The 21,698-nt window shown below is 68.8% G+C and carries 19 protein-coding genes; 10 read left to right on the top strand and 9 right to left on the bottom strand.

The annotated features are described in order from the left end of the window. The first annotated feature begins 2 nt into the window (after positions 1-2). From murU to GH664_RS17035, 3 genes are read left to right on the top strand one after another with little or no spacing between them, the layout of a single operon-like run. The gene (gene murU, locus GH664_RS17025; RefSeq protein WP_153169263.1) at positions 3-698 is read left to right on the top strand and encodes an N-acetylmuramate alpha-1-phosphate uridylyltransferase MurU; all 696 of its coding nucleotides are present in this window, start codon (positions 3-5) and stop codon (positions 696-698) included. 11 nt (positions 699-709) lie between these two features. Next, positions 710-2,056 carry a Xaa-Pro aminopeptidase gene (gene pepP, locus GH664_RS17030; RefSeq protein WP_153169264.1) on the top strand — a complete coding sequence of 449 codons (1,347 nt, stop codon included), beginning with the start codon at positions 710-712 and terminating at the stop codon, positions 2,054-2,056. Further along, positions 2,040-3,248, top strand: a complete 1,209-nt coding sequence (locus GH664_RS17035) for an FAD-dependent monooxygenase (RefSeq protein WP_153169265.1) — start codon at positions 2,040-2,042, stop codon at positions 3,246-3,248. The genes pepP and GH664_RS17035 overlap by 17 nt, the downstream gene beginning before the upstream one ends. Positions 3,249-3,332: 84 nt before the next feature. Here the strand turns inward: GH664_RS17035 and GH664_RS17040 are convergent, their stop codons facing one another. From GH664_RS17040 to GH664_RS17050, 3 genes are read right to left on the bottom strand one after another with little or no spacing between them, the layout of a single operon-like run. Continuing rightward, a complete protein-coding gene (locus GH664_RS17040; protein ID WP_153169266.1) occupies positions 3,333-4,124 on the bottom strand; it encodes a MetQ/NlpA family ABC transporter substrate-binding protein in 792 nt (263 codons plus the stop codon). A 20-nt stretch (positions 4,125-4,144) separates the two neighbouring features. Beyond that, positions 4,145-4,804, bottom strand: a complete 660-nt coding sequence (locus tag GH664_RS17045; RefSeq protein WP_153169267.1) for a methionine ABC transporter permease — start codon at positions 4,802-4,804, stop codon at positions 4,145-4,147. After that, positions 4,804-5,832 carry a methionine ABC transporter ATP-binding protein gene (locus GH664_RS17050; protein ID WP_153169268.1) on the bottom strand — a complete coding sequence of 343 codons (1,029 nt, stop codon included), beginning with the start codon at positions 5,830-5,832 and terminating at the stop codon, positions 4,804-4,806. The genes GH664_RS17045 and GH664_RS17050 overlap by 1 nt, the downstream gene beginning before the upstream one ends. A gap of 151 nt (positions 5,833-5,983) precedes the next feature. Between GH664_RS17050 and dusB the strand changes: the two genes are divergently transcribed. From dusB to hemF, 5 genes are all read left to right on the top strand, one after another. Further along, positions 5,984-7,006 (top strand): tRNA dihydrouridine synthase DusB, encoded by a 1,023-nt coding sequence (dusB, locus tag GH664_RS17055; RefSeq protein WP_153169269.1) that lies wholly within the window; start codon positions 5,984-5,986, stop codon positions 7,004-7,006. Continuing rightward, positions 7,003-7,239, top strand: a complete 237-nt coding sequence (locus GH664_RS17060) for a helix-turn-helix domain-containing protein (RefSeq protein WP_153169270.1) — start codon at positions 7,003-7,005, stop codon at positions 7,237-7,239. The genes dusB and GH664_RS17060 overlap by 4 nt, the downstream gene beginning before the upstream one ends. A 66-nt stretch (positions 7,240-7,305) precedes the next feature. Continuing rightward, the gene (purH, locus tag GH664_RS17065; protein WP_153169271.1) at positions 7,306-8,895 is read left to right on the top strand and encodes a bifunctional phosphoribosylaminoimidazolecarboxamide formyltransferase/IMP cyclohydrolase; all 1,590 of its coding nucleotides are present in this window, start codon (positions 7,306-7,308) and stop codon (positions 8,893-8,895) included. 31 nt (positions 8,896-8,926) lie between these two features. Then, positions 8,927-10,216 carry a phosphoribosylamine--glycine ligase gene (gene purD, locus GH664_RS17070; RefSeq protein ID WP_153169272.1) on the top strand — a complete coding sequence of 430 codons (1,290 nt, stop codon included), beginning with the start codon at positions 8,927-8,929 and terminating at the stop codon, positions 10,214-10,216. A 23-nt stretch (positions 10,217-10,239) separates the two neighbouring features. Continuing rightward, complete coding sequence (gene hemF / locus GH664_RS17075) at positions 10,240-11,148, top strand: oxygen-dependent coproporphyrinogen oxidase (RefSeq protein ID WP_153169273.1); 909 nt, start codon at positions 10,240-10,242, stop codon at positions 11,146-11,148. 57 nt (positions 11,149-11,205) lie between these two features. Here hemF and GH664_RS17080 read toward each other — a convergent pair whose 3' ends face one another. Genes GH664_RS17080 through hemC form a run of 4 tightly spaced genes read right to left on the bottom strand, consistent with a single transcriptional unit; the run spans position 11,206 to position 15,369 of the window. Beyond that, the gene (locus tag GH664_RS17080) at positions 11,206-12,402 is read right to left on the bottom strand and encodes a heme biosynthesis HemY N-terminal domain-containing protein (RefSeq protein WP_153169274.1); all 1,197 of its coding nucleotides are present in this window, start codon (positions 12,400-12,402) and stop codon (positions 11,206-11,208) included. A gap of 9 nt (positions 12,403-12,411) precedes the next feature. After that, positions 12,412-13,599, bottom strand: a complete 1,188-nt coding sequence (locus GH664_RS17085) for a uroporphyrinogen-III C-methyltransferase (RefSeq protein ID WP_153169275.1) — start codon at positions 13,597-13,599, stop codon at positions 12,412-12,414. A gap of 9 nt (positions 13,600-13,608) precedes the next feature. Then, positions 13,609-14,415 (bottom strand): uroporphyrinogen-III synthase, encoded by an 807-nt coding sequence (locus GH664_RS17090; RefSeq protein ID WP_153169276.1) that lies wholly within the window; start codon positions 14,413-14,415, stop codon positions 13,609-13,611. A gap of 21 nt (positions 14,416-14,436) precedes the next feature. Continuing rightward, positions 14,437-15,369 (bottom strand): hydroxymethylbilane synthase, encoded by a 933-nt coding sequence (hemC, locus tag GH664_RS17095; protein WP_153169277.1) that lies wholly within the window; start codon positions 15,367-15,369, stop codon positions 14,437-14,439. 215 nt (positions 15,370-15,584) lie between these two features. Here hemC and ppc point away from each other — a divergent pair, with 215 nt between their 5' ends. Beyond that, positions 15,585-18,344, top strand: coding sequence for a phosphoenolpyruvate carboxylase (ppc, locus tag GH664_RS17100; protein ID WP_153169278.1), 2,760 nt, complete (start codon positions 15,585-15,587; stop codon positions 18,342-18,344). A 6-nt stretch (positions 18,345-18,350) separates the two neighbouring features. Here ppc and GH664_RS17105 read toward each other — a convergent pair whose 3' ends face one another. Both GH664_RS17105 and GH664_RS17110 read right to left on the bottom strand, forming a co-directional pair. After that, a complete protein-coding gene (locus GH664_RS17105; RefSeq protein ID WP_153169279.1) occupies positions 18,351-19,106 on the bottom strand; it encodes a LytTR family DNA-binding domain-containing protein in 756 nt (251 codons plus the stop codon). Then, on the bottom strand, positions 19,103-20,089 hold the full coding sequence (locus GH664_RS17110; RefSeq protein WP_308445472.1) for a histidine kinase: 987 nt from the start codon (positions 20,087-20,089) through the stop codon (positions 19,103-19,105). Before GH664_RS17110 ends, GH664_RS17105 begins: the two co-directional genes overlap by 4 nt. A 162-nt stretch (positions 20,090-20,251) precedes the next feature. On the opposite strand from GH664_RS17110, the gene argH reads away from it, so the two are divergent. Next, a complete protein-coding gene (gene argH, locus GH664_RS17115) occupies positions 20,252-21,697 on the top strand; it encodes an argininosuccinate lyase (protein WP_153169281.1) in 1,446 nt (481 codons plus the stop codon). Position 21,698 lies beyond the last annotated feature (1 nt).

A 21,698-nucleotide genomic window follows, 5' to 3' on the forward strand; every position in this document is an offset into this window, starting at 1 on the left:
CGATGATCCTGGCCGCGGGCCGCGGCGAACGCATGCGCCCGCTCACCGACCACACGCCCAAGCCGCTGCTCGAAGCCGGCGGCAAGCCGCTCATCGTGTGGCACATCGAGCGCCTGCGCGAGGCCGGCTTCACCGAACTGGTGATCAATCACGCCCATCTCGGCCATCTGCTCGAGGCGGCGCTCGGCGACGGCCGCCGGCTCGGCGTGCACATCGCCTGGTCACCCGAGCGCGAGGCGCTGGAGACGGCTGGCGGCATCCGCCAGGCGCTGCCGCTGCTGGGCGATCACCCCTTTCTCGTGGTGAACGGCGACGTGTTCTGCGATGTGGATTTCGCCTCGGTGCGGCTGCAGCCGGGCGACTTCGCGCAGCTGCTGCTGGTGCCGAATCCGGCGCACCACACCGCGGGCGACTTCTTGCTGCGTGGCACGCGCATCGTCGCCGACGATGAGGGCGCCGCCGCGCAATGCCTGACCTTCTCCGGCATCGGCGTGTATGACCCTGCGCTTTTCGCCGACCTGGCACCGGGCAGCAGGGCGAAGCTCGCACCACTGCTGCGCACCGCGATCGCAGCCGGCCGCGTCGGCGGCGCCCGCCATGACGGCTGCTGGGTCGACGTCGGCACGCCGGCGCGGCTCGCCGAACTGGATCGCAGCCTGCGCATCGAATACGGACAACACCCCACCTCCGGCGAGTGAGTGACCAGACCATGAACGCCCCCAACGACCTTCCCCTCTTCGATGTCGCGCCCTTCCGCGCCCGTCGCGAGCGCCTGCTCGCGCGCATGGAAGCCGCCGGCGGCGGCGTCGCCATCCTGCCCACGGCGCCGGAGCGCGCGCGCAATCGCGACACCCACTATCCCTACCGCCACGACAGTTACTTCTACTACCTGACCGGTTTCCGCGAGCCCGAGGCGGTCGTCGTGCTGGTGGCTGGCGCCGAGCGCAAGCAGATCCTGTTCTGCCGCCAGAAGGACGAGGAGCGCGAGATCTGGGACGGCTTCCGCCACGGCCCCGACGCCGCCTGCGACAAGTTCGGCTTCGACGAGGCCTGGACCATCGGTGACCTCGAGCGTCGCCTTCCCGACTTCCTCGCCAACCAGCCGGTGCTGTGGTGCGGCCTGGGCTACGACAACGACTGGGACGGGAAGGTGATGGCGGCGCTCAACACGGTGCGCGCCAATTCGCGCACTGGCGTCACGCCGCCGCACTCGGTGCGCGACCTGCGCGCCGATCTCGACGAAATGCGCCTGATAAAGGACGCCAGCGAGATCGCCACCATGCGACGTGCCGGCCAGATCTCGGCCGAGGCGCATTGCCGCGCGATGCGCACCGCGCGCCCCGGGCGTTTCGAATACGAGATCGAGGCCGAACTGCTGCACGCCTTCCGCGCCGCCGGCAGCCAGTACCCCGCCTACACCTCCATCGTCGCCAGCGGCGCCAACGCCTGCGTGCTGCACTATGTGGAGAACGACCGTCGCATGGAAGACGGCGACCTGCTGCTGATCGACGCCGGCTGCGAGCTCGACGGCTATGCCTCGGACATCACCCGCAGCTTCCCGGTGAACGGACGCTTCAGCGGGCCGCAGCGCGACATCTACCAACTGGTGCTCGACGCTCAACATGCAGCATGCGCCGAGATCCGCCCCGGCGCGCACTGGAACCAGCCGCACGAAGCGGCGGTGAAGGTGCTGGCGCAGGGCATGATCGACCTCGGCCTGGTCAAGGGCCGCCTCGACGACGTGCTGGAGAAAGGCGACTACCGCCGCTTCTACATGCACCGCACCGGCCACTGGCTCGGCATGGACGTGCACGACGCCGGCGAGTACAAGCTCGGCGGCGACTGGCGCACGCTGGAGCCTGGCATGGTGCTGACGGTGGAGCCCGGCTGCTACATCCGCGCCGCCGCCGACGTGCCACAGGCCTTCTGGAACATCGGTGTGCGCATCGAGGACGACGCGCTGGTCACTGCCGACGGCTGCGATTACCTCACCAACGACGTGCCGCGCGAAGTGGCTGACATCGAAGCCCTGATGCGGGATGCGAACCGTGGTTGACCTGCTCGTCGTCGGCGCCGGTCCCGTCGGCCTGGCGCTCGCCCTCGCGCTGAAGGACAGCGGGCTCAACATCGTGCTGGCCGACGCCCGGACGCGCGAGGCGGTCGCCGCCGACCCGCGCGACCTCGCGCTCGCCCACGGCAGCCGCCTGACGCTGCAGCGCCTCGGCGTGTGGGACGCCTTCCCCAAGACTGCGATCGAGCATATCCACATCTCGCAGCAGGGCGGACTCGGCCGCACCCTGATCGACGCCGCCGATCACGACCTGCCCGCGCTGGGCTACGTCGCCGCAGCCGGCGCGCTGGCCGCTGCGTTGCGCAGCGCGGTCGACGCTGCCGGCATCCCGGTGCTGGACGAGACCGAAGTCACCCACCTCGCCCCAGGCGCCGACGATGTCGTCGCCAGCCTGGCCAGTGCTGGCACCATCGCCACCACGCTGCATGCGCGCCTCGCCGCCTGCGCCGAAGGTGGCCTGCGCACCGGCGACGCCAACATCGTCGAGCACGATTACCGCCAGCATGCGCTGATCGCCCATGTCGAGGCGGATGGCGGCCATCGCCACACCGCCTTCGAGCGCTTCACCGGCGAAGGCCCGGTCGCGCTGCTGCCGCGCGGCGACGGCTACGCGCTGGTGCACGTCGCGCGGCCGGACACCGCGGATACCCTGCTCGCCCTCGATGACGCGGCCTACCTGGCACGGCTCCAGACCCACCTCGGCGGCCGCGTGCGCCTCACCGGCGTCGGCCCGCGCCTGCGCTACCCCCTGGTGCTGCGCTACCGCCGTTCGGCGATCGGCGAGCGCACGGTGTGGCTCGGCAATGCCGCACAGACGCTGCATCCCGTCGCCGGACAAGGCTTCAACCTCGCGCTGCGGGATGTGTGGGCCCTGGCCGACATCCTGCGCCAAGCGAACATGGCCGCACCGCGCGCAGACGCAGCGCCCGCAACGACGGCCCCGGCCGGGCGCCTCGACCCGGGCGCCCCCGCCCTGCTGCAGCGCTATGCGGCGAGCCGCGAGCTCGACCGCCTCGGCACGATCCGCTTCACCGACACCCTGGTACGCGTGTTCAGCAATGAGCTCGCGCCGCTGCGCCACGCCCGCGGCGCAGCGCTGTTCGCGCTCGATGCGGTATCGCCGCTGCGCAACTTCATCGCCCGGCGCATGATGTTCGGTGCCCGCGCCTGGCCCTGAACACCCTGCCCCTCACCAGAAGCGAAAGGCCCGCGCCACCGGAGTGGACGCGGGCCTTTTTCATGGCCGGGGCTTGCCTGGCGATCAGAACGCCGGCACCACCGCACCCTTGTACTTGTCGGCGATGAACTTCTTCACCTCGGGCGAATTCAGCGCTGCCGCCAGCTTCTTCATCGCCGGGCTGTTGGCATTGTCTTCGCGCGCGACCAGCAGGTTGGCGTAGGGCGAGCTCGCGTCCTCGATGAACAACGCATCCTTCAGCGGGTTCAGCCCGGCCTCGATCGCATAGTTGGTGTTGATCACCGCCAGGTCCACCTGGTTCAGGATGCGTGGCAGCGTCGCCGCTTCCAGCTCGCGGATCTTCAGCTTCTTCGGATTGGCGGCGATGTCCTTCTGCGTCGCCGAGATGTTGTTGAGGTCCTTGAGCGTGATCAGGCCCTTGCGCGCCATCAGCAGCAGCGCGCGACCGGAGTTGGACGGGTCGTTGGGAATCGCCACCGTCGCACCCTCGGGAATTGCGGCGACGTCCTTGTGCTTGGTCGAATAGGCGCCCAGCGGCTCGACATGCACCTTGGTCACCACGGTCTGGATGTCGTTCTTCTGCTTCTTCTTGAACTCGTCGAGATAGGGCTTGTGCAGGAAGAAGTTGCCATCGACGCGCTTCTCGTTGGTCTGCATCGACGGCTGCACGTAGTCGGTGAACACCTTCACCTCCAGCTCCACGCCCTCCTTGGCCAGCATCGGCTTGACGAATTCGAGGATCTCGGCATGCGGCACCGGTGTGGCTGCGATGACGAGGCGGTCGGCCGCGTGTGCGGCAGCGAGGGTGAGCGTGCCGAGGGCGGCAGCGAGCAGCGTGCGAAGGGTACGAGACATGAAAAGCTCCTTTGTGAGGATCACTTGCGGGTGAAGTACAGCACGAGGCGGTCACCTGCGTACTGTATGAATTGCACCAGCACCACCAGCAGCACGACGGTGATCACCATCACCTCGGTCTGGAAGCGCTGGTAGCCGAAACGGATGGCGAGGTCACCCAGGCCGCCGCCGCCGATCACGCCCGACATCGCCGCGTAGGACATCAGCGTGATCGCGGTCACCGTCACGGCGGCGATCAGCCCGGGCAGCGCCTCGGGCAGCAGCGCGCCGAAGATGATGCGGCTGGTGCGGATGCCCATCGCCTGGCAGGCCTCGATCACGCCGCGGTCGACCTCGCGCAGCACGTTCTCGACCAGGCGCGCGAAGAAGGGGGCGGTGCCGACCACCAGCGGCGGGATGGCGCCTTCCACGCCAAGCGAAGTGCCGATCAGGATCACCGTGACCGGAATCATCACGATCAGCAGGATCAGGAAGGGCACCGAGCGCAATACATTGACGACGAAGGACAGCACCACATACAGCGCGCGCTGCTCCAGCAACTGGCGTCGGGCGGTGACGAACAGCAGGATGCCCAGCGGCAGACCCAGCAGCACGGTGAACAGCAGCGACACGCCGGTCATGACCAGGGTTTCCCAGGTCGCCTGCCAGATGTCGCTCCAGTCGATGACGGAAAGGTCCATTACTGCAGCACCTCGTGATGGATGCGGTGGCGGTCGAGCTCGGCGAATACCGCGCGGATGGCCTCCTCGCCACCTTCGAGCTCGAGCAGCAACTGGCCGAAGGGCACGTCCTTGATGCTCGACACCTCGCCCTGCAGGATGGTCACCTGCACCCGGGCGCCTGCCATGATGCGGCTCAGGATGGGCTGGTAGGTGACATCGCCGAGGTAGGTCAGGCGCACCAGCGTGCCGCGCAGCTTGTCGCTCATGTAGGCGTGCGCAGGATCGAGGCTGGCCGCCGCCAGCGCGTCGCTCTGCGCCACCATGCTGCGCGTCACCGCATGCTGCGGGTGCAGGAAGACGTCCGCCACCTTGCCGGACTCGACGATGCGCCCGCCGTCGATCACCGCGACGCGATCGCAGATCGTGCGGATGACCTGCATCTCGTGCGTGATCAGCACGATGGTGAGACCGAGCTGGCGGTTGATGTCGAGCAGCAACCTGAGGATGGACTGCGTGGTCTCGGGATCGAGCGCGGACGTCGCCTCGTCGCACAGCAGCAGCCGCGGCCGGTTGGCCAGCGCACGCGCGATGCCCACGCGCTGCTTCTGCCCGCCGGACAACTGCGCCGGATACTTGTGGCCATGTTCAGCCAGGCCCACCAGCTCCAGCAGCTCGGCCACCCGCGCCGCGCGCTCGACCGCATTGCCATGCCCGGTCGCCTTCAGCGGCCAATCTATGTTCTGCGCCACTGTCTTGGCGTTGAGCAGGTTGAAGTGCTGGAAGATCATGCCGATGCGGCGGCGCAACGCGTACAAGGCCTCGCGGTCGAGGCGGGTGATGTCCTCGCCGTCGATCAGCACCCGACCCGAGCTCGGCCGCTCGAGCAGGTTCAGTGTGCGGATCAGCGTGCTCTTGCCCGCGCCGGAGCGGCCGATGATGCCGAACACTTCGCCGCCCGCAATCTCGAGGTCGATGTCGGCAAGCGCCTGGACTTCGCGGCCGTCGGCGGCGCGGTAAGTCTTGTGCAGGTTTTCGATGCGGATCACGACGGGGCGTCCGGAATCTGAAGAAAAGCGGTGGAGTGTACCCCGCCGGCGTGAGCTGCACCACGCTTTCCGGGCGGTCCACGGCGGAACGCGGCGCCCAAGGGCTTGAGCGATGGGGTAAAATGGCGGTTTTTCCAGACGCCTGACGCCCATGCAGTTCGCCGGATTCACGCTGCGCAACAACCTTTTCGTCGCTCCCATGGCCGGAGTGACCGACCGTCCGTTCCGCCAGTTGTGCAAGAAGATGGGCGCCGGGTTGGCGGTGTCCGAGATGGTCACGTCCAACTCGCTGCTGTACGGGAGCGAGAAGACACAGCGTCGCGCCAACCACGACGGCGAGGTGGAGCCGATCTCCGTGCAGATCGCCGGCGCCGATCCGGCGATGATGGCCGAGGCCGCGCGCCACAACGCCGAGCGCGGTGCGCAGATCATCGACATCAACATGGGCTGCCCGGCGAAGAAGGTGTGCAACGTGATGGCCGGCTCGGCGCTGATGCAGGACGAGCCGCTCGTCGCACGCATCCTCGAGGCGGTGGTGAAGGCGGTGCCCGAAACGCCCGTCACGCTCAAGTTCCGCACCGGCTGGAACCGCGCCAACAAGAACGCACCGACGATCGCGCGCATCGCCGAGGAATCCGGCATCCGCGCCATCGCCATCCATGGTCGCACCCGTGCCGACCAGTACATGGGCGACGCCGAGTACGACACCATCGCCCACGTGAAGTCGCGGGTGACGATCCCGGTCATCGCCAACGGCGACATCACCTCGCCGCAGAAGGCGAAGCACGTGCTCGACTACACCGGCGCCGACGGCGTGATGATCGGCCGCGCCGCGCAGGGCCGGCCGTGGATCTTCCGCGAGATAGAACACTTCCTCGCCACCGGCGAGGAACTGCCGCCGCCGCTGGTGAGCGAGATCCACCAGGTCTGCCGCGACCACATCGATGACCTGTATGCGTTCTACGGCGAAGCCAGGGGAGTGAAGATCGCGCGCAAGCACATCTCCTGGTACACCAGGGGCCTCGTCGGCTCCGCGGCCTTCCGCTTCGCGATGAACCAGATCCCCGACATCCCGGCGCAGCTCACCGCGGTCGACGAGTTCTTCGGCAAGCTGGCCGAAGCCGACACGCGCCTGCGCTATGAAGCCGAACCGCCTCAGGAGCTCGCCGCATGAGCCGCAGCAACGAGATCGCAGAATCCGTCTTCCGCACGCTGGACCAGTACTTCCGAGACCTGGACGGCGAGAAGCCGGCCGCCATCTACGACATGGTGATGCGCAACGTCGAACGCCCGATGCTCGAATTCGTCCTGCAGCGCACCAACGGCAACCAGACCATGGCGGCTGAATTGCTCGGCATCAACCGCAACACCCTGCGCCGCAAGCTGACCGAGTACGACCTGCTCTGAGACGCCGCGCGCGCCTGGCCGAGTTCCCCAATCCCCACGCTTTCATTTCTTCGCATCCAGACAACGATGAACGTCACCCAAGCCCTGATCAGTGTTTCCGACAAACGCGGCGTGCTCGATTTCGCGCGCGAACTCGCCGGCCTCGGCATCAAGCTGTTGTCGACCGGCGGCACCGCCAGCCTGCTGCGCGAGGCGGGGCTGGAAGTGAAGGATGTGTCCGAGCATACCGGCTTCCCGGAAATGCTCGACGGCCGCGTCAAGACGCTGCATCCCAAGGTGCATGGCGGGATCCTCGCGCGCCGTGACCTGGCGGAGCACATGGACACGATCGCGGCACACGACATCGGCCGCATCGACCTCGTCGTCGTCAATCTCTACCCCTTCCAGCAGACGGTCGCGAAGCCCGACTGCAAGCTGGAAGATGCGATCGAGAACATCGACATCGGCGGTCCGGCCATGGTGCGTGCCGCCGCCAAGAACCACGGCAACGAGCAGGGCGGCGTCGGCATCGTCACCGATCCGGAGGACTACAACGGCATCGTCTCCGAGCTGAAGAGCAACGCCTGCAAGCTGAGCTACAAGACCCGCTTCGCTCTGGCGGTGAAGGCCTTCACCCACACCGCGCGCTACGACTCGGCGATCTCCAACTACCTCACCGCGCTGGTCACCAACGAGGCCGGCGACGTCTCGCTGCAGACCTACCCGAAGCGCCTGCAACTGGCCTTCGACAAGGTGCAGGACCTGCGCTACGGCGAGAACCCGCACCAGACCGCCGCCTTCTATCGCCAGCCGGGCGCGGCCGAGGGCGGCATCGCCGGCTACACCCAGTTGCAGGGCAAGGAGCTGTCCTACAACAACATCGCCGACGCCGACGCCGCCTGGGAATGCGTGAAGGCCTTCGACAGTTCCGCCGCGGCCTGCGTCATCGTCAAGCACGCCAACCCCTGCGGCGTGGCCGTCGCTGCCAGTCCGCTCGAGGCGTACAGAAAGGCGTTCTCCACCGACCCGACCTCGGCCTTTGGCGGCATCATCGCATTCAACGGTGCAGTCGACCGTGCCGCCGCCGAAGCGGTGTCGGCGCAGTTCCTCGAAGTGCTGATCGCGCCGTCCTACACCGCCGACGCACTCGAGCTGCTGCGCGCCAAGCAGAACGTGCGCGTGCTCAGCTGCCCGCTCGGCCAGCCTGCCGGCGCCTTCGACTACAAGCGCGTGGGCGGCGGCCTGCTCGTACAGAGCGCCGACGAGGCGCGCATCCAGCTCACCGACCTCAAGGTCGTCACCCGCCGCGCGCCGACGGAAGCCGAAATGCGCGACATGCTGTTCGCCTGGCGCGTGGCGAAGTACGTGAAGTCCAACGCCATCGTGTATTGCAGGGACGGCATGACGGTAGGCGTCGGCGCCGGCCAGATGAGCCGGGTCGATTCGGCCCGCATCGCGAAGATCAAGGCCGAGAACGCCGGTTTGCAGATCGCCGGCTGCGTGGTCGCGTCCGACGCCTTCTTCCCCTTCCGCGACGGACTGGACGTGCTCGCCCAGGCCGGCGCCACCGCGGTGATCCAGCCGGGCGGCTCGATGCGCGACGCCGAGGTGATCGCCGCGGCCGACGAACAGAACATCGCCATGGTGTTCACCGGTTTCCGCCACTTCCGGCACTAAGCGCAGACCCAGCAGAAACTCGGAGCATCACATGAAAGTCCTCGTCATCGGTTCCGGCGGACGCGAACACGCGCTGGCCTGGAAGCTCGCCCAGTCGCCCAAGGTGACCCGCGTGCTGGTCGCGCCGGGCAACCCCGGCACCGCGCGTGAGCCCAAGCTGCAGAACGTGGCGGTGAGCGCCGTTCCCGAGCTGGTGGAGCTGGCGCGCCGCGAGCAGGTCGGCTTCACTGTCGTCGGGCCCGAGGCGCCGCTCGCCGCCGGCGTCGTCGATGCCTTCCGCGCCGCGGGCCTGCCGATCTTCGGACCGACCAAGGCTGCAGCGCAACTGGAGAGCTCGAAGGACTTCGCCAAGCAGTTCCTCGTCCGCCACAACATCCCGACGGCGAAGTACCGCACCTTCTCCGACGCCGCGCAGGCGCACGCCTATGTCGACGCCGAAGGTGCGCCCATCGTCATCAAGGCTGACGGCCTGGCCGCCGGTAAGGGCGTCGTCGTGGCGATGACGGCCGACGAAGCCCACGCCGCGATCGACATGATGCTGCTCGACAACAGGCTGGGCGTGCAGTACGCCGACGGCGGCGCGCGCGTCGTCATCGAGGAGTTCATGCAGGGCGAGGAGGCCAGCTTCATCGTCATGGCCGACGGCAAACACGCGCTGCCACTGGCCACCAGTCAGGACCACAAGCGCCTGAAGGACGGCGACACCGGCCCCAACACCGGCGGCATGGGCGCCTACTCGCCGGCCCCGGTGGTGACGCCGGAAGTTCACGCGCGCGTGATGCGCGAGATCATCCAGCCCACGCTCGTTGGCATGGCCGCCGAGGGCCTGCCCTACACCGGCTTCCTTTACGCCGGCCTGATGATCGATGCCGCCGGCAAGGCGCGCGTGGTCGAATTCAACTGCCGCATGGGCGATCCTGAAACGCAGCCCATCATGATGCGGCTGAAGACGGACTTGTCCGACCTCGTCGAAGCTGCCATTGCAGGCCAGTTGGACAAGATCGAGGCACAGTGGGACCGTCGCTTCGCGCTCGGCGTCGTGCTCGCGGCCGCGGGCTACCCCGACAGCCCGCACAAGGGCGACGTGATCGGCGGCCTGCCCGTCGGCAGTGCGGACGACGTGCACGTGTTCCATGCCGGCACCGCCGAGCAGGACGGGCAGGTCGTCACCGCAGGCGGCCGCGTGCTGTGCGTCACCGCGCTGGGCGACAACGTGCGCCAGGCGCAGAAGCGCGCCTACGAATTGGCTGACGGCATCCATTTCGACGGCAAGCAGTATCGCCGCGACATCGGCCACCGCGCCCTGACACGCAAGACCTGACCCACCTGCCGCCCCAAGATCCGATGGACTCCAGCCGCGTCAAGCCCTTCCTGCTCGAACTCCAGCAAGGCATCGTCGACCGACTCGCTGGCTTCGACGGCAAGCCTTTCCACACCGACACCTGGGAGCGCCCTGCGGGTGGTGGCGGCATCACCCGGGTGATCGAGGAAGGCAATTTCTTCGAGCGCGGCGGGGTCAACTTCTCGCATGTGCTGGGCGACGGCATGCCGGCCTCAGCCACTGCGCATCGCCCCGAGCTCGCCGGGCGCCGCTTCGAGGCGATGGGTGTGTCGCTGGTGCTGCACCCGCGCAATCCCTGGTGCCCCACGGTGCACATGAACGTGCGCTTCTTCATCGCCACGGCCGCCGGCAAGCCGCCGGTGTGGTGGTTCGGCGGCGGCATGGACCTTACGCCCTACTACGGTTTCGAGGAAGACGTGCGCCACTTCCACGCCACCTGCAAGGCGGCGGTGCTGCCCTACGGTGGCGAAGCGGAATACCGCAGGCTGAAGGAATGGTGCGACCGCTATTTCTTCCTCAAGCACCGCAACGAACCGCGCGGCGTCGGCGGCCTGTTCTTCGATGACCTCGGCGCGGACGGCAAGATCGACTTCGAACAGGCTTTCGGGCTGACTCGTTCGGTTGGTCACGCCTTCCTCGATGCCTATCTTCCCATCGTCGAGCGCCGCCGCAACCTGGCCTACGGCGAGCGCGAGCGTGACTTCCAGGCCTACCGCCGTGGGCGCTACGTGGAGTTCAACCTGGTTTTCGACCGCGGCACGCTGTTCGGCCTGCAATCAGGCGGGCGCACCGAATCCATCCTGATGTCGATGCCGCCGATCGTGAAATGGCGCTACGACTGGAAGCCCGAAGCAGGCACGGCGGAAGCACAACTGTACGAGACTTTCCTGCAGCCGCGCGACTGGACCTGAGCCGAGCAGGCAGGGTCGCGACGCCGTCCTGCGACGCCGCGCTCCCCCGCCGCCCTGTCATTTCGCCGACGCGCCCCCGGCGACCATTTCCGCCGCTGCACGATAGTGCTTTTGCGCCTCTTCCTGTCTACCGAGCCGCTCCAGCAACCCTGCCAGGGCGAGGCGGACATCGACAGTGGGCGTGCGATTGAGCGAGGCTTCCAGGTAGCTCTGCGCCTTGCCCCACAGTTGCGCGCCCATGCACAGGCGACCGAGGGCAAAGAGCAGGCCGCCGTCGTTGGGCTGGCGTTTCAGCCAGCCCTCGGCCTTGGCCAGGCATGCCACGGCATCGCCTTCGCCGTCGCCACAATGCGCATAGAGGCGTGCCAGCGCACCATCCCATTCATTGTCGAGTAAACGCTCCAGCGTGCGGCGCGTGAGCGCACCATGCCCAGCGGCGGCCAGCATCGGCACCGCCCGCTCGACGAGCCGGCGATCGTGTAGCTCGTCGACCGGAATGGCGTTCCAGTAGCCGGCCAGCGCGACCGGATCGCTGCGCAGCTCGTGCATGCGCTCGAGATGGGCTCGGCGCAACAGCGGCGCGGCCTGGTCAGCCGTCAGCGCCTTGTGCTTGAGCAGTTGTCGTGTGGCGCGCAGCAGTTCGTCCCACTGCTCCAGGGCCGAGGCCACCGTCAGCGACATGCGCAGCACCGCGATGTGCCGATGCCCGGCCTGGCGCAGGGTCTCCAGGCGCTCGGCCGCCTCGTCGAAACGACGTCCGTCGATGGCGAGCTCGGCCTCGGTCATCAGGCGCGCGACACGCGCATCGTCGCCCTGTTCCGCCGCATGTCCCAGCCAGATGCGGTAACGCGTATCGTCGTGCATCGCGTGGGCTGCGCGCGCCGCCACCAGTGAGGCCATCGCCGCACTCTCGCCGGACGAAAACGCCGCCGAGGCAAACTTGAGCGCCTGCGCGAAGCGGCCTTCGAACAGCGTGCGCAAGGCCTCGCGCAGTGCCAGGCCCGCCTTCTCGCGCCGCCGCCGCTCCCGCCACTGCGCCACGCGCCCGGGCAGTTCCAGCGTGCGTCGGACGAGCCTGACGAGGAGGTATGCGACGACGAAGCCCAGTACCGCCAGCACCGCGAACAGGTTCAGCGACAACTGCGCGCGCCAGGGCGGCAGCACCAGCAGGACGTAGCCCTCGTTCAGGCCGGCAGCCATGGCCAGGCCGGCCGCCAGCGCGAAGATGCCAATCAGCCAGATCAATGCACGCATGGCCGCCCCTCAGCGCCGCGGCGCCGACGTCGCGCCGACCGGCGGCGCGACCTCGCGGCCGCGCGACTGCAACTGCCGCAGCGCAGCGAAGCTCTCCGTCAGCGCAGGCAGTTCGGCGCCCAACGCGACGCGACCAAGCTCGTTCAACTCCGCCAGCGTCGCCTGCACACGTTCGTCGCGCGGATCGAAGTAGCGCTCCACCCACTGGCGTGCCTGGGCGACATCGGCTGCGTAGGTGCGTCCATCGCGCGCGAGGAGCGCCAGCCGCGCCGTGAGCAGCCGGATCTTCAGGTTTTCACGCAGGAAGGTGTTCTGCGCCGGAGCCAGCAACACCGGGTCGGGCTGATCGAGCCGTTCCACCCGCACCAGCGACTTCACTTCGCGCCATACGTCCGCAAGCAGCGCACGTGCATAGCTCATCGCCCGCGCCGTCATGTCGCCCCCCTCGGCCGTGGCCGGGGACGAAGCGGCCGAAGGCTCGGCGGCGGGCAACTGGCCCTCGAAGGCCAGCGGCATCGCATCCGCGCGCTCGAGCAGGCGCTCCAGGCGCAGGCCCAGGCCCGGGACGTCGATCGCCGGCTGCAGCTTGAGGGTCTCGATGTCCTTCGCCAGGGCACGACGCAGGGGCGCGAGCTGGCCCTTGTCCTGGATGGCGAGGCGTTGCTCGGCACCCTGCAGCGCGATCAAGGCGGCATGCACGTTGCCGGCCAGTTGCAACTGCTGCGCAGCGGCGGCCACCGTCTGCTCGACCTCGGCCATCACCTGATCTTCCTGCGTGCGCGAGAAGGACTGGTACAGGGCTTCCAGCGCGGCGGCCTGGCCTTCGGTGGCTTCGACCTTGGCCTCGATCGCCCCCAGCTTGCCCTGCAGTGCGGCGATCGTCTCCTGCTGCTGCCGCGCGATGCCGCGCGCCTCGGCGGCGATCGTGTCGCCCTCGCTCACGCGACGCGCCACTTCCTCCCTCAGGCCGACCGCCTGCGAGCGCATGTCCCAGGACTGCCAGCCCGCCCAGCCGGCCGTGCCCGCAGCAAGGATGGCGACCAGCAGCGCCCACCCCGACAGCGACGAGCCTGCCGGAGAAGCTTGGTCATATGCGTAACTGGCGCGTCCCCCCGCGGCCATGCCGGGCGGGAGGGCGGCAGACTCGCGCTCGCCGGGGATGGGCGAGGCGGTGAGAACAGGTTTTTCTTCGTTCATGGCAAGAGTTTAACCAAAGTGGCTCACAAGCGCCTGCACCATGCCGTCGTCACCGGCGCCGGTCTCGACCACGGCAAGGAAGCCCACATCGCGCGCGCGCGCAGCGATACGCGGATGTGGAGTGAAGACGGGCACTGCCTTGAGTACTTCCATGCCCGCGGCGCCGACGATGGTGGCGAGGTTATCCACGCCTTCGCTACTCGTCAGCAACAGCGCGTCGAGTCGCTTCTCCAGCGCGCGCGACAGCAGGGGCGCGGGATCGACTTCCGGCCGCGAGCGGCGATAGCAGGTCACGAACTCCACGTCGGCGCCACGCTGGCGCAAGGTGTTTGCGAGCAGATCACGGCCGCCGTCGCCGCGGAAGATCACCACGCGGCGCCCGGCCACCGCGCTGGCCGCAAACTCGGGCAGTGCGATCACCGCCTCGCTGTCGAACCCCGCCTGCGGCGCGATGACCGCGGTGAGGCCATACCGCGCCAGTTCACGCTCACTGCCTTTGCCCACCGTCGCCACGCGCAGGCGCGCCGGCCAGGGGCGCTGGGGCAGAAGACTGTCGAGCGCGTGGCGCACCGCATTTGGGCTGACGAAGAAGGCGAGGTCGTAGTCCTCCAGCCGTTGCGCGATCGCGCGCAGCCCGGCGTCGTCCGGCGCCGGACCGATGGCGATGACGGGAAACAGGACGGCCTCACCGCCCGCCTCGCGGATCGCCCGGCACAGGCTCGCGGCCTGATCCTGCGGCCGCGTCACCACGATGCTGCGGCCCGCGAGCGGCCCGCCGCCCGCGCCGGCCCCAGGGCACGAGATCGCCTGGCTCATGGAGCGGTGAAGACCGGGTCGTCAGCCGAGTTCAGCGAGGATCTCGTCCGCGCCCTGGGCGCGCAGCTCTTCGGCCAGCGCGCTGCCCAGTGCCTCGGCCTCGGCCATCGCGCCCTCGCCTTCGGCACGAACGATGCGGCTGCCGTCGGGCCGCGCGACGAAGCCGCGCAGCCAGACGCGGCCATCACGCAGCTCGGCATAGGCCCCGAGCGGCACTTCGCAACTGCCGGCAAGGGCTCGCGCCACCGCGCGCTCGGCCCGCACGCAGGCAGCCGTCGCGTCGTCGTTGAGCGGCTGCAGGCAGCCGATGATGTCGGTTCGCGCCGCGAGGCACTCGATGCCGAGCGCGCCCTGCCCGGCCGCCGGCAGCGACACCTCGGACGGCAGCACGCTGCGGATGCGGTCCGTCAGGCCGAGCCGCGTCAGGCCGGCAGCAGCGAGGATGATGGCGTCGTACTGGCCCTCGTCGAGCTTGCGCAGCCGCGTGTCGAGGTTGCCGCGCAGGCTGGTGACGCCGAGGAAGGGGAACTGGGCATGGAGCTGCGACTCGCGGCGCAGCGACGAGGTGCCGACGATCGCGCCCGGCGGCATCTCGGCGAGCGATGCGTAGCGGTTGGAGACGAAGGCGTCGAGCGGGACCTCACGCGCCGAGATGCAGGCGAGCGCGAACTCCTCGCCCATCTGCATCGGCACGTCCTTCATCGAATGCACCGCGATGTCGGCACGGCCATCGAGCAGCGCCGTTTCCAGCTCCTTCACGAACAGCCCCTTGCCGCCGACCTTGGCCAGCGGGCGGTCGAGGATCTGGTCGCCGCGCGTGGTCATGCCGAGCAGCTCGACGCGACAGCCCGGATACAGGGATTCCAGCCTCGCCTTGACGTGCTCTGCCTGCCAAAGGGCGAGGCGGCTTTCACGGGTGGCGATGACGATGCGCTCGGGGATTGCTGGGCTCACGTTGGATGACTCGGACAATGGACTGGATGGACGGACCGGGCTGGCCAAGCTTGCGCGAATACTCGCCGCACTGCAGCATGCGGGTTCGCACCAATGGTACCCTGACGGGCGCCGATTCTAGCATGCAGGGCCGTGCCCCCTGCTGCCGGAGCGGTACGCTGCACTGCACGCGCGACGCGCCCAGCCCCATTTCCCCTTTGCCGACCCACACGCCCATGACCCAGGACAAGGACGCCCCCCTGCGCGACGACATCCGCCTGCTCGGCCGCCTGCTCGGAGACACCGTGCGCGACCAGCAAGGCGCCGCCGTTTTCGATCTGATCGAGCGCATCCGCCAGAACTCGGTGCGGTTTCGCCGTGACGACGACATCGCCGCGCGGCGCGAGCTCGAGGACATGCTCGATGCCCTCTCGCGCGAACAGACGATCCAGGTGGTGCGCGCCTTCAGCTACTTCTCGCACCTGGCCAACATCGCCGAGGATCAGCACCACATCCGCCGCAGCCGCGCCCACCTGATCGCCGGCTCGGCGCCGCGCGAGGGCAGCCTGGCGCATGCGCTGCAGCGCGCCTTCGACAGCGGATCGGCGAGCGCTGCCAGCCTGCAGGCCTTCCTCGAGACGGCCCTGGTGTCGCCGGTGCTGACCGCTCACCCCACCGAAGTGCAGCGCAAGAGCATCCTCAACTGCGAAACGGTGCTCGCCCGCCTGCTCGACGAGCGCGACCGCATGCAGCTTACGCCGGAGGAGGCCGAGGCCAATCTCGAGGCACTGCGCCGCGCGGTGCTGACCTTGTGGCAGACGCGCATGCTGCGCTCGGCCCGCTTGTCGGTGATCGACGAGGTGAACAACGGCCTGTCGTACTTCGAGACCACATTCCTGCGCGAGCTGCCACGCCTGTACGCCAGCCTGGAGGATCATCTCGCCAGCGCAAGCCGAGCCGGAGCCACCGCGCCGGTCGAACTACCCGCCTTCCTGCAGGTGGGAAGCTGGATCGGCGGCGATCGCGACGGCAACCCCTATGTGACCGCCGAGGTGCTGGAGCGCGCACTGGCGATGCAGGCCGAGGTCGCGCTCGACTACTACCTCAGGGAACTGCACATCCTCGGTTCCCAGCTTTCGCTCGCCATCGGCCTCGTCAGCGCCTCCGACGCCCTGCTGGCGCTGGCCGCGCGCTCGCCGGACCAGTCGCCACACCGCAGCGACGAGCCCTACCGGCGCGCCATCTCGGGGATCTACGCGCGCCTCGCCGCAACCTACCGCGCCCTGCTGGGCCACGCACCGGCGCGCCACGCCGTCGCCGAGGCCGAGCCCTACCCCGACGTCGAGGCGCTGAGCGAGGATCTCGACGTCCTGCACCGCTCGCTGGTGTGCAACGGCTCCGCCGCGCTCGCCCGCGGCCGGCTGCGCCACCTGCGGCGCGCGGTGAAGGTGTTCGGCTTCCACCTGGCGCCGATCGACCTGCGCCAGAACTCCGACGTGCACGAGCGGGTGGTCGCCGAACTGCTGGAAGTCGCGCGCCCCGGCACCGGCTACCGCGCCCGCGACGAAGCCGGGCGCTGCGAGCTGCTGCTGGAGGAGCTCGCCACTGCGCGCCCGCTCGCCTCGCCGCACGTAAAGTATTCGGACGAGACCGAATCCGAGCTCGCAATCTTCCACGCCGCCCGCCGCGCGCACCTGCGCTACGGCACCGCGGCGATCCGCCAGTGCATCATTTCCAAGGCGGACGACGTCTCGGACCTGCTCGAACTTGCAGTCTTGCTGAAGGAAGCCGGCCTGTTGCGCCCGGTCGACAAGGCGCTGGACGTGAACCTCGTGCCGCTGTTCGAGACCATCGGCGACCTGGAGAATGCCGCCCGCGTGATGGACCGCCTGTTCTCGCTGCCGGGTTACCGCGAACTGCTCGCTGGCGCGCGCAACGACACCCAGGAAGTGATGCTGGGCTACTCGGACAGCAACAAGGACGGCGGCTTCATGACCTCCGGCTGGGCGCTGTACAAGGCCGAAGGCGAGCTGGTCGAGGTCTTCGCCCGCCACGGCGTGCGCCTGCGGCTGTTCCACGGTCGCGGCGGCTCGGTGGGCCGCGGCGGCGGGCCGAGCTACCAGGCCATCCTGGCGCAGCCCGAAGGCGCGGTGCAGGGGCAGATCCGCCTCACCGAGCAGGGCGAGGTGATCGGCGCCAAGTACGGCAACCCGGAAGTCGGCCGCCGCAACCTCGAAGTGCTGGTCGCCGCCACGCTCGAAACCAGCCTGCGTCCGGCGGGCGCCGGGCCCACGCCACAGTCCTTCCTCGACGCGATGCAGGCCTTGTCCGACGAGGCCTTCACCGCCTACCGCGGCCTGGTCTACGAGACGCCGGGGTTCGAGCAATACTTCTGGGAGTCGACGGTGATCTCCGAGATCGCCGGCCTCAACATCGGCTCGCGCCCCGCCTCGCGCAAGAAGGGCACGCGCATCGAGGACTTGCGCGCGATTCCGTGGGTGTTTTCGTGGGCACAGTGCCGGCTGATGCTGCCCGGCTGGTTCGGCTTCGGCAGCGCGGTGAAGCGCTTCCTCGCCGCGCGGCCGGACGACGGCATGGCGCTGTTGCAGCGCATGTATCGCGAGTGGTCGTTCTTCGCCACGCTGCTGTCGAACATGGACATGGTGCTGTCCAAGAGCGACCTGGCGATCGCCTCGCGTTACGCCGGCCTGGTGAAGGACGTGGAACTGCGCGAGACGATCTTCAACCGCATCCGCAGCGAGTGGCAGGACACGGTGGACGCCCTGCTGGCGATCACCGGGCAACAGGAGCTGCTCGACGGCAACCCGCTGCTGAAGCGCTCGATCCGCAACCGCTTTCCCTACCTCGACCCGCTCAACCATGTGCAGGTCGAGTTGCTGCGTCGCCATCGTGACCAGGGGGACGACGAGCGCATCCGCCTCGGCATCCAGATCTCCATCAACGGCATCGCCGCGGGACTGCGCAACAGCGGCTGAGCCGGCCTACAGCCCCAGCGCCTGCTTCACCGCCGGCCACTGGCGGCGGCTGACCGGCAGGCGCTCATCGCAGCCGGCGAGCAGGATCTGCCAATGCGCATCGCCGTCGTCCTCGCCCACCCGCTCGACACCCTTCACCGCCGCGCGGGCGACGAGGCAGTTGCGATGGATGCGCAGAAAGCTGTGGCAGAACTCGCGCTCGAGATTCACCAGCGACTCGTCGAGCAGGTAGTCGCGCTCGGCAGTGCGCGCGGTCACGTACTTGAGTTCGGCGCGCAGGTAGAGCACGTCGACCACCGGCAGCAGCAGCGTGCGGTTGCGCTCGTTCACGCTCAGGTGGCGCCGTCCTGCGGCCGGCTCCGCGGCAGGGGCGGCGCTGCGTCGGCGCGCCCTCACCTTCGCCAGCGCAGCGGCCAGGCGCTCGGCACGCACCGGCTTGAGGAGGTAATCCGCAGCGGTCAGTTCGAACGCCTCCACCGCGTAGCCGTCGTAGGCCGTCACGAAGACCACGTCGGGCGGATCGGACAGGCGCGCAGCCCGGCGCGCGAACTCCACACCATCCATCGCCGGCATGCGGATGTCGGCCAGCACCACATCGGCGGCCTCCGATTCGAGCAGCCGCATGGCCTCGACACCATTGGCCGCCATGCCGAGCAGCACCGTCGGCTGCTCGGCCTCGATGTCGCCCAGCAGATCGCGCAGGCGGCTGCGGGCCGGCGCCTCGTCGTCGACGATCAGCACGCGAAGCGGACTCAGATTCATGGCTGCGCGCTCCTGAAGGGCAGGCGGATGCAGACGCGGTAGCGGCCGTCACCGGTGACGATGTCGAGCGAGGCCTCGAGGTCGAAGAAGAGCATCAGCCGCTCGCGGATATTGTCCAGCGCCATGCGGTTACCGGCCTGGTGACGCGACACGTCGCACACCGGGTTATCCACCTCGATACGAAGCTCGCCGCCGCGGCGCGCGATGCGCACCAGCACCTCGCCCGCTTCGGTGGCCGGCTCGATGCCGTGGTAGACGGCATTCTCCAGCAGCGGCTGCAACATCAAGGGCGGCACCCGCGCGCGCATCAGCGCCGGCGGCGCGTCGGCGACGCCACCCACGGCGCCGTCGTCGTCCAGCTCCCAGCGCACCTCCAGCCGGTCGCCCAGGCGCAGGCGCTCGAGATCCACGTAGCGCTCGCACAGCGCGACCTCCTCGCCCAATGCCACGAGATCGCGATTCTCCTGCATGAACGCGCGGAAGAGGTCGGCCAGCTCCTCCAGCGCACGCTCGGCGCGGCGGGGCTCGCTGCGGATCACGCCGAGTACGCCGTTGAGGCTGTTGAAGAAGAAGTGCGGGCGGATGCGGGCGGTGAGCGCAAGCAGGCGCGCCTCGGCCACGGCGGGCGAGTAGCGACGGTTGCGATAGTCGAAATACGCCAGGCACAGCACCGTCGCGCCCAGCGCCCACGCCAGGCGCCGCGCCAACGCACGTGCATCGACGCCCTCCAGGCCTTCCAGCAGCGGGAAGCTGGCGATGACAACCAAGGCGACGATGCCGAACACGGCGCCGAGTCCGGCGCCCGGGCCCAGCCGCGAGAGGCGTGGCGCCGCCAGGTAGAGCATGAGCACGACGAGCAGCAGCGGCAGTTCCAGCCGGCCTCCGGCGAGGACGAACTCGGAAGCCAGCATCGCCGGGTCGTCAACCCGCAGGAGGACGGTGAGCACACCCAGCAGATTCATCACGAGCAGCAGGCGCAGCATCACCCCGAGATTGCGGAAATCCGGCAATCCCGGCGGGGAAAGGGGTGCTGCCTTTTGCCTTATACTTTCCATCGTTCCTTCGGGCGCCGAACCGCCCGCAAGCCACAGGCCTTCCGGGCAACACAGCACCGCCCGGCGGCATCATTTCTCGACTCGCACATTATGACAGACACCACGATGCCGGCCGCCGGCGCCAACCCTGCCACCGATGCTTCCGCCAAGGCCTGGTCCGGCCGCTTCACCGAACCCGTCTCCGACCTCGTCAAGCGCTACACCGCCTCCGTGTTCTTCGACCAGCGCATGGCGAAGCAGGATATCCGCGGCTCGCTCGCGCACGCGAAGATGCTGGCCAGGCAAGGCATCATCGGCGCGCAGGACCTCGCCGACATCGAGCGCGGAATGGCGCAGATCGCCGGTGAGATCGAGCGCGGTCAATTCGCGTGGAACCTCGACGACGAGGACGTGCACCTCAACATCGAGAAGCGCCTCACCGCGCTGGTGGGCGACGCCGGCAAGCGCCTGCACACCGGGCGCAGCCGCAACGACCAGGTCGCCACCGACATCCGCCTGTGGCTGCGCGACGCGATCGACCAGATCATCGCGCTGATCGCCGACTTCCAGAAGAACCTGCTGGATGTGGCCGAGGCCAACGCCGCCACGCCCATGCCCGGCTTCACCCACCTGCAGGTCGCGCAGCCGGTCACCTTCGGCCACCACCTGATGGCCTACTACGAAATGAGCCGACGCGACGCCGAACGCTTCGCCGACTGCCGCCGCCGCGTCAACCGCCTGCCGCTGGGGTCGGCGGCGCTCGCCGGCACCAGCTACCCGATCGACCGCGAATTCGTGGCGGCAGAACTGGGCTTCGACGAGGTCTGCTACAACTCGCTCGACGCCGTCAGCGACCGCGACTTCGCCATCGAGTTCTGCGCCGCCAGCGCGCTGCTGATGACGCACCTGTCGCGCCTGTCGGAAGAGCTGATCCTGTGGATGAGCCCGCGCGTGGGCTTCATCGACCTCGCCGACCGCTTCTGCACCGGCAGCTCGATCATGCCGCAGAAGAAGAACCCCGACGTGCCCGAGCTGGTGCGCGGCAAGACCGGCCGCGTCAATGGCAGCCTGATCGCGCTGCTGACGCTGATGAAGGGCCAGCCGCTGGCGTACAACAAGGACAACCAGGAAGACAAGGAGCCACTGTTCGACACCGCCGACACGGTGATCGACACGCTGCGCATCTACGCCGACATGATCACCGGCATCCGGGTCAAGGCCGAGGCGATGCGCGGCGCGCTGAGCCAGGGCTACGCCACCGCCACCGACCTTGCCGACTACCTGGTGAAGAAGGGCCTGCCCTTCCGCGACGCACACGAAGCGGTCGCGCTGGCGGTGCGCGCAGCCGACGTCAAGGGCTGCGACCTGCCGCAGTTCACGCTCGACGAGCTGCGCATCGCCATGGCGCACGTACCCGGCGCCGCCGAGCGCCTGGGAAACGACGTGTTTGCCGTGCTGACGGTGGAAGGCTCGCTCGCTTCGCGCAGCCACGTCGGCGGCACCGCGCCCGAGCAGGTGCGCGCCGCCATCGCGCGTGCGCGCCAGCGCCAGGGCTAGG

This window comes from Thauera sp. 2A1 (assembly GCF_009469595.2).
Taxonomy (GTDB): domain Bacteria; phylum Pseudomonadota; class Gammaproteobacteria; order Burkholderiales; family Rhodocyclaceae; genus Thauera.

Bases quoted from the DNA above. Each gene is read 5' to 3' on its own strand.
- murU (WP_153169263.1), top strand. From the start codon at position 3: ATGATCCTGGCCGCGGGCCGCGGCGAACGCATGCGCCCGCTCACCGAC.
- pepP (WP_153169264.1), top strand. From the start codon at position 710: ATGAACGCCCCCAACGACCTTCCCCTCTTCGATGTCGCGCCCTTCCGC.
- GH664_RS17035 (WP_153169265.1), top strand. From the start codon at position 2,040: ATGCGAACCGTGGTTGACCTGCTCGTCGTCGGCGCCGGTCCCGTCGGC.
- GH664_RS17040 (WP_153169266.1), bottom strand. From the start codon at position 4,124: ATGTCTCGTACCCTTCGCACGCTGCTCGCTGCCGCCCTCGGCACGCTC.
- GH664_RS17045 (WP_153169267.1), bottom strand. From the start codon at position 4,804: ATGGACCTTTCCGTCATCGACTGGAGCGACATCTGGCAGGCGACCTGG.
- dusB (WP_153169269.1), top strand. From the start codon at position 5,984: ATGCAGTTCGCCGGATTCACGCTGCGCAACAACCTTTTCGTCGCTCCC.
- GH664_RS17060 (WP_153169270.1), top strand. From the start codon at position 7,003: ATGAGCCGCAGCAACGAGATCGCAGAATCCGTCTTCCGCACGCTGGAC.
- purH (WP_153169271.1), top strand. From the start codon at position 7,306: ATGAACGTCACCCAAGCCCTGATCAGTGTTTCCGACAAACGCGGCGTG.
- purD (WP_153169272.1), top strand. From the start codon at position 8,927: ATGAAAGTCCTCGTCATCGGTTCCGGCGGACGCGAACACGCGCTGGCC.
- hemF (WP_153169273.1), top strand. From the start codon at position 10,240: ATGGACTCCAGCCGCGTCAAGCCCTTCCTGCTCGAACTCCAGCAAGGC.
- GH664_RS17080 (WP_153169274.1), bottom strand. From the start codon at position 12,402: ATGCGTGCATTGATCTGGCTGATTGGCATCTTCGCGCTGGCGGCCGGC.
- GH664_RS17085 (WP_153169275.1), bottom strand. From the start codon at position 13,599: ATGAACGAAGAAAAACCTGTTCTCACCGCCTCGCCCATCCCCGGCGAG.
- GH664_RS17090 (WP_153169276.1), bottom strand. From the start codon at position 14,415: ATGAGCCAGGCGATCTCGTGCCCTGGGGCCGGCGCGGGCGGCGGGCCG.
- ppc (WP_153169278.1), top strand. From the start codon at position 15,585: ATGACCCAGGACAAGGACGCCCCCCTGCGCGACGACATCCGCCTGCTC.
- GH664_RS17105 (WP_153169279.1), bottom strand. From the start codon at position 19,106: ATGAATCTGAGTCCGCTTCGCGTGCTGATCGTCGACGACGAGGCGCCG.
- GH664_RS17110 (WP_308445472.1), bottom strand. From the start codon at position 20,089: ATGCTGCGCCTGCTGCTCGTGATGAATCTGCTGGGTGTGCTCACCGTC.
- argH (WP_153169281.1), top strand. From the start codon at position 20,252: ATGACAGACACCACGATGCCGGCCGCCGGCGCCAACCCTGCCACCGAT.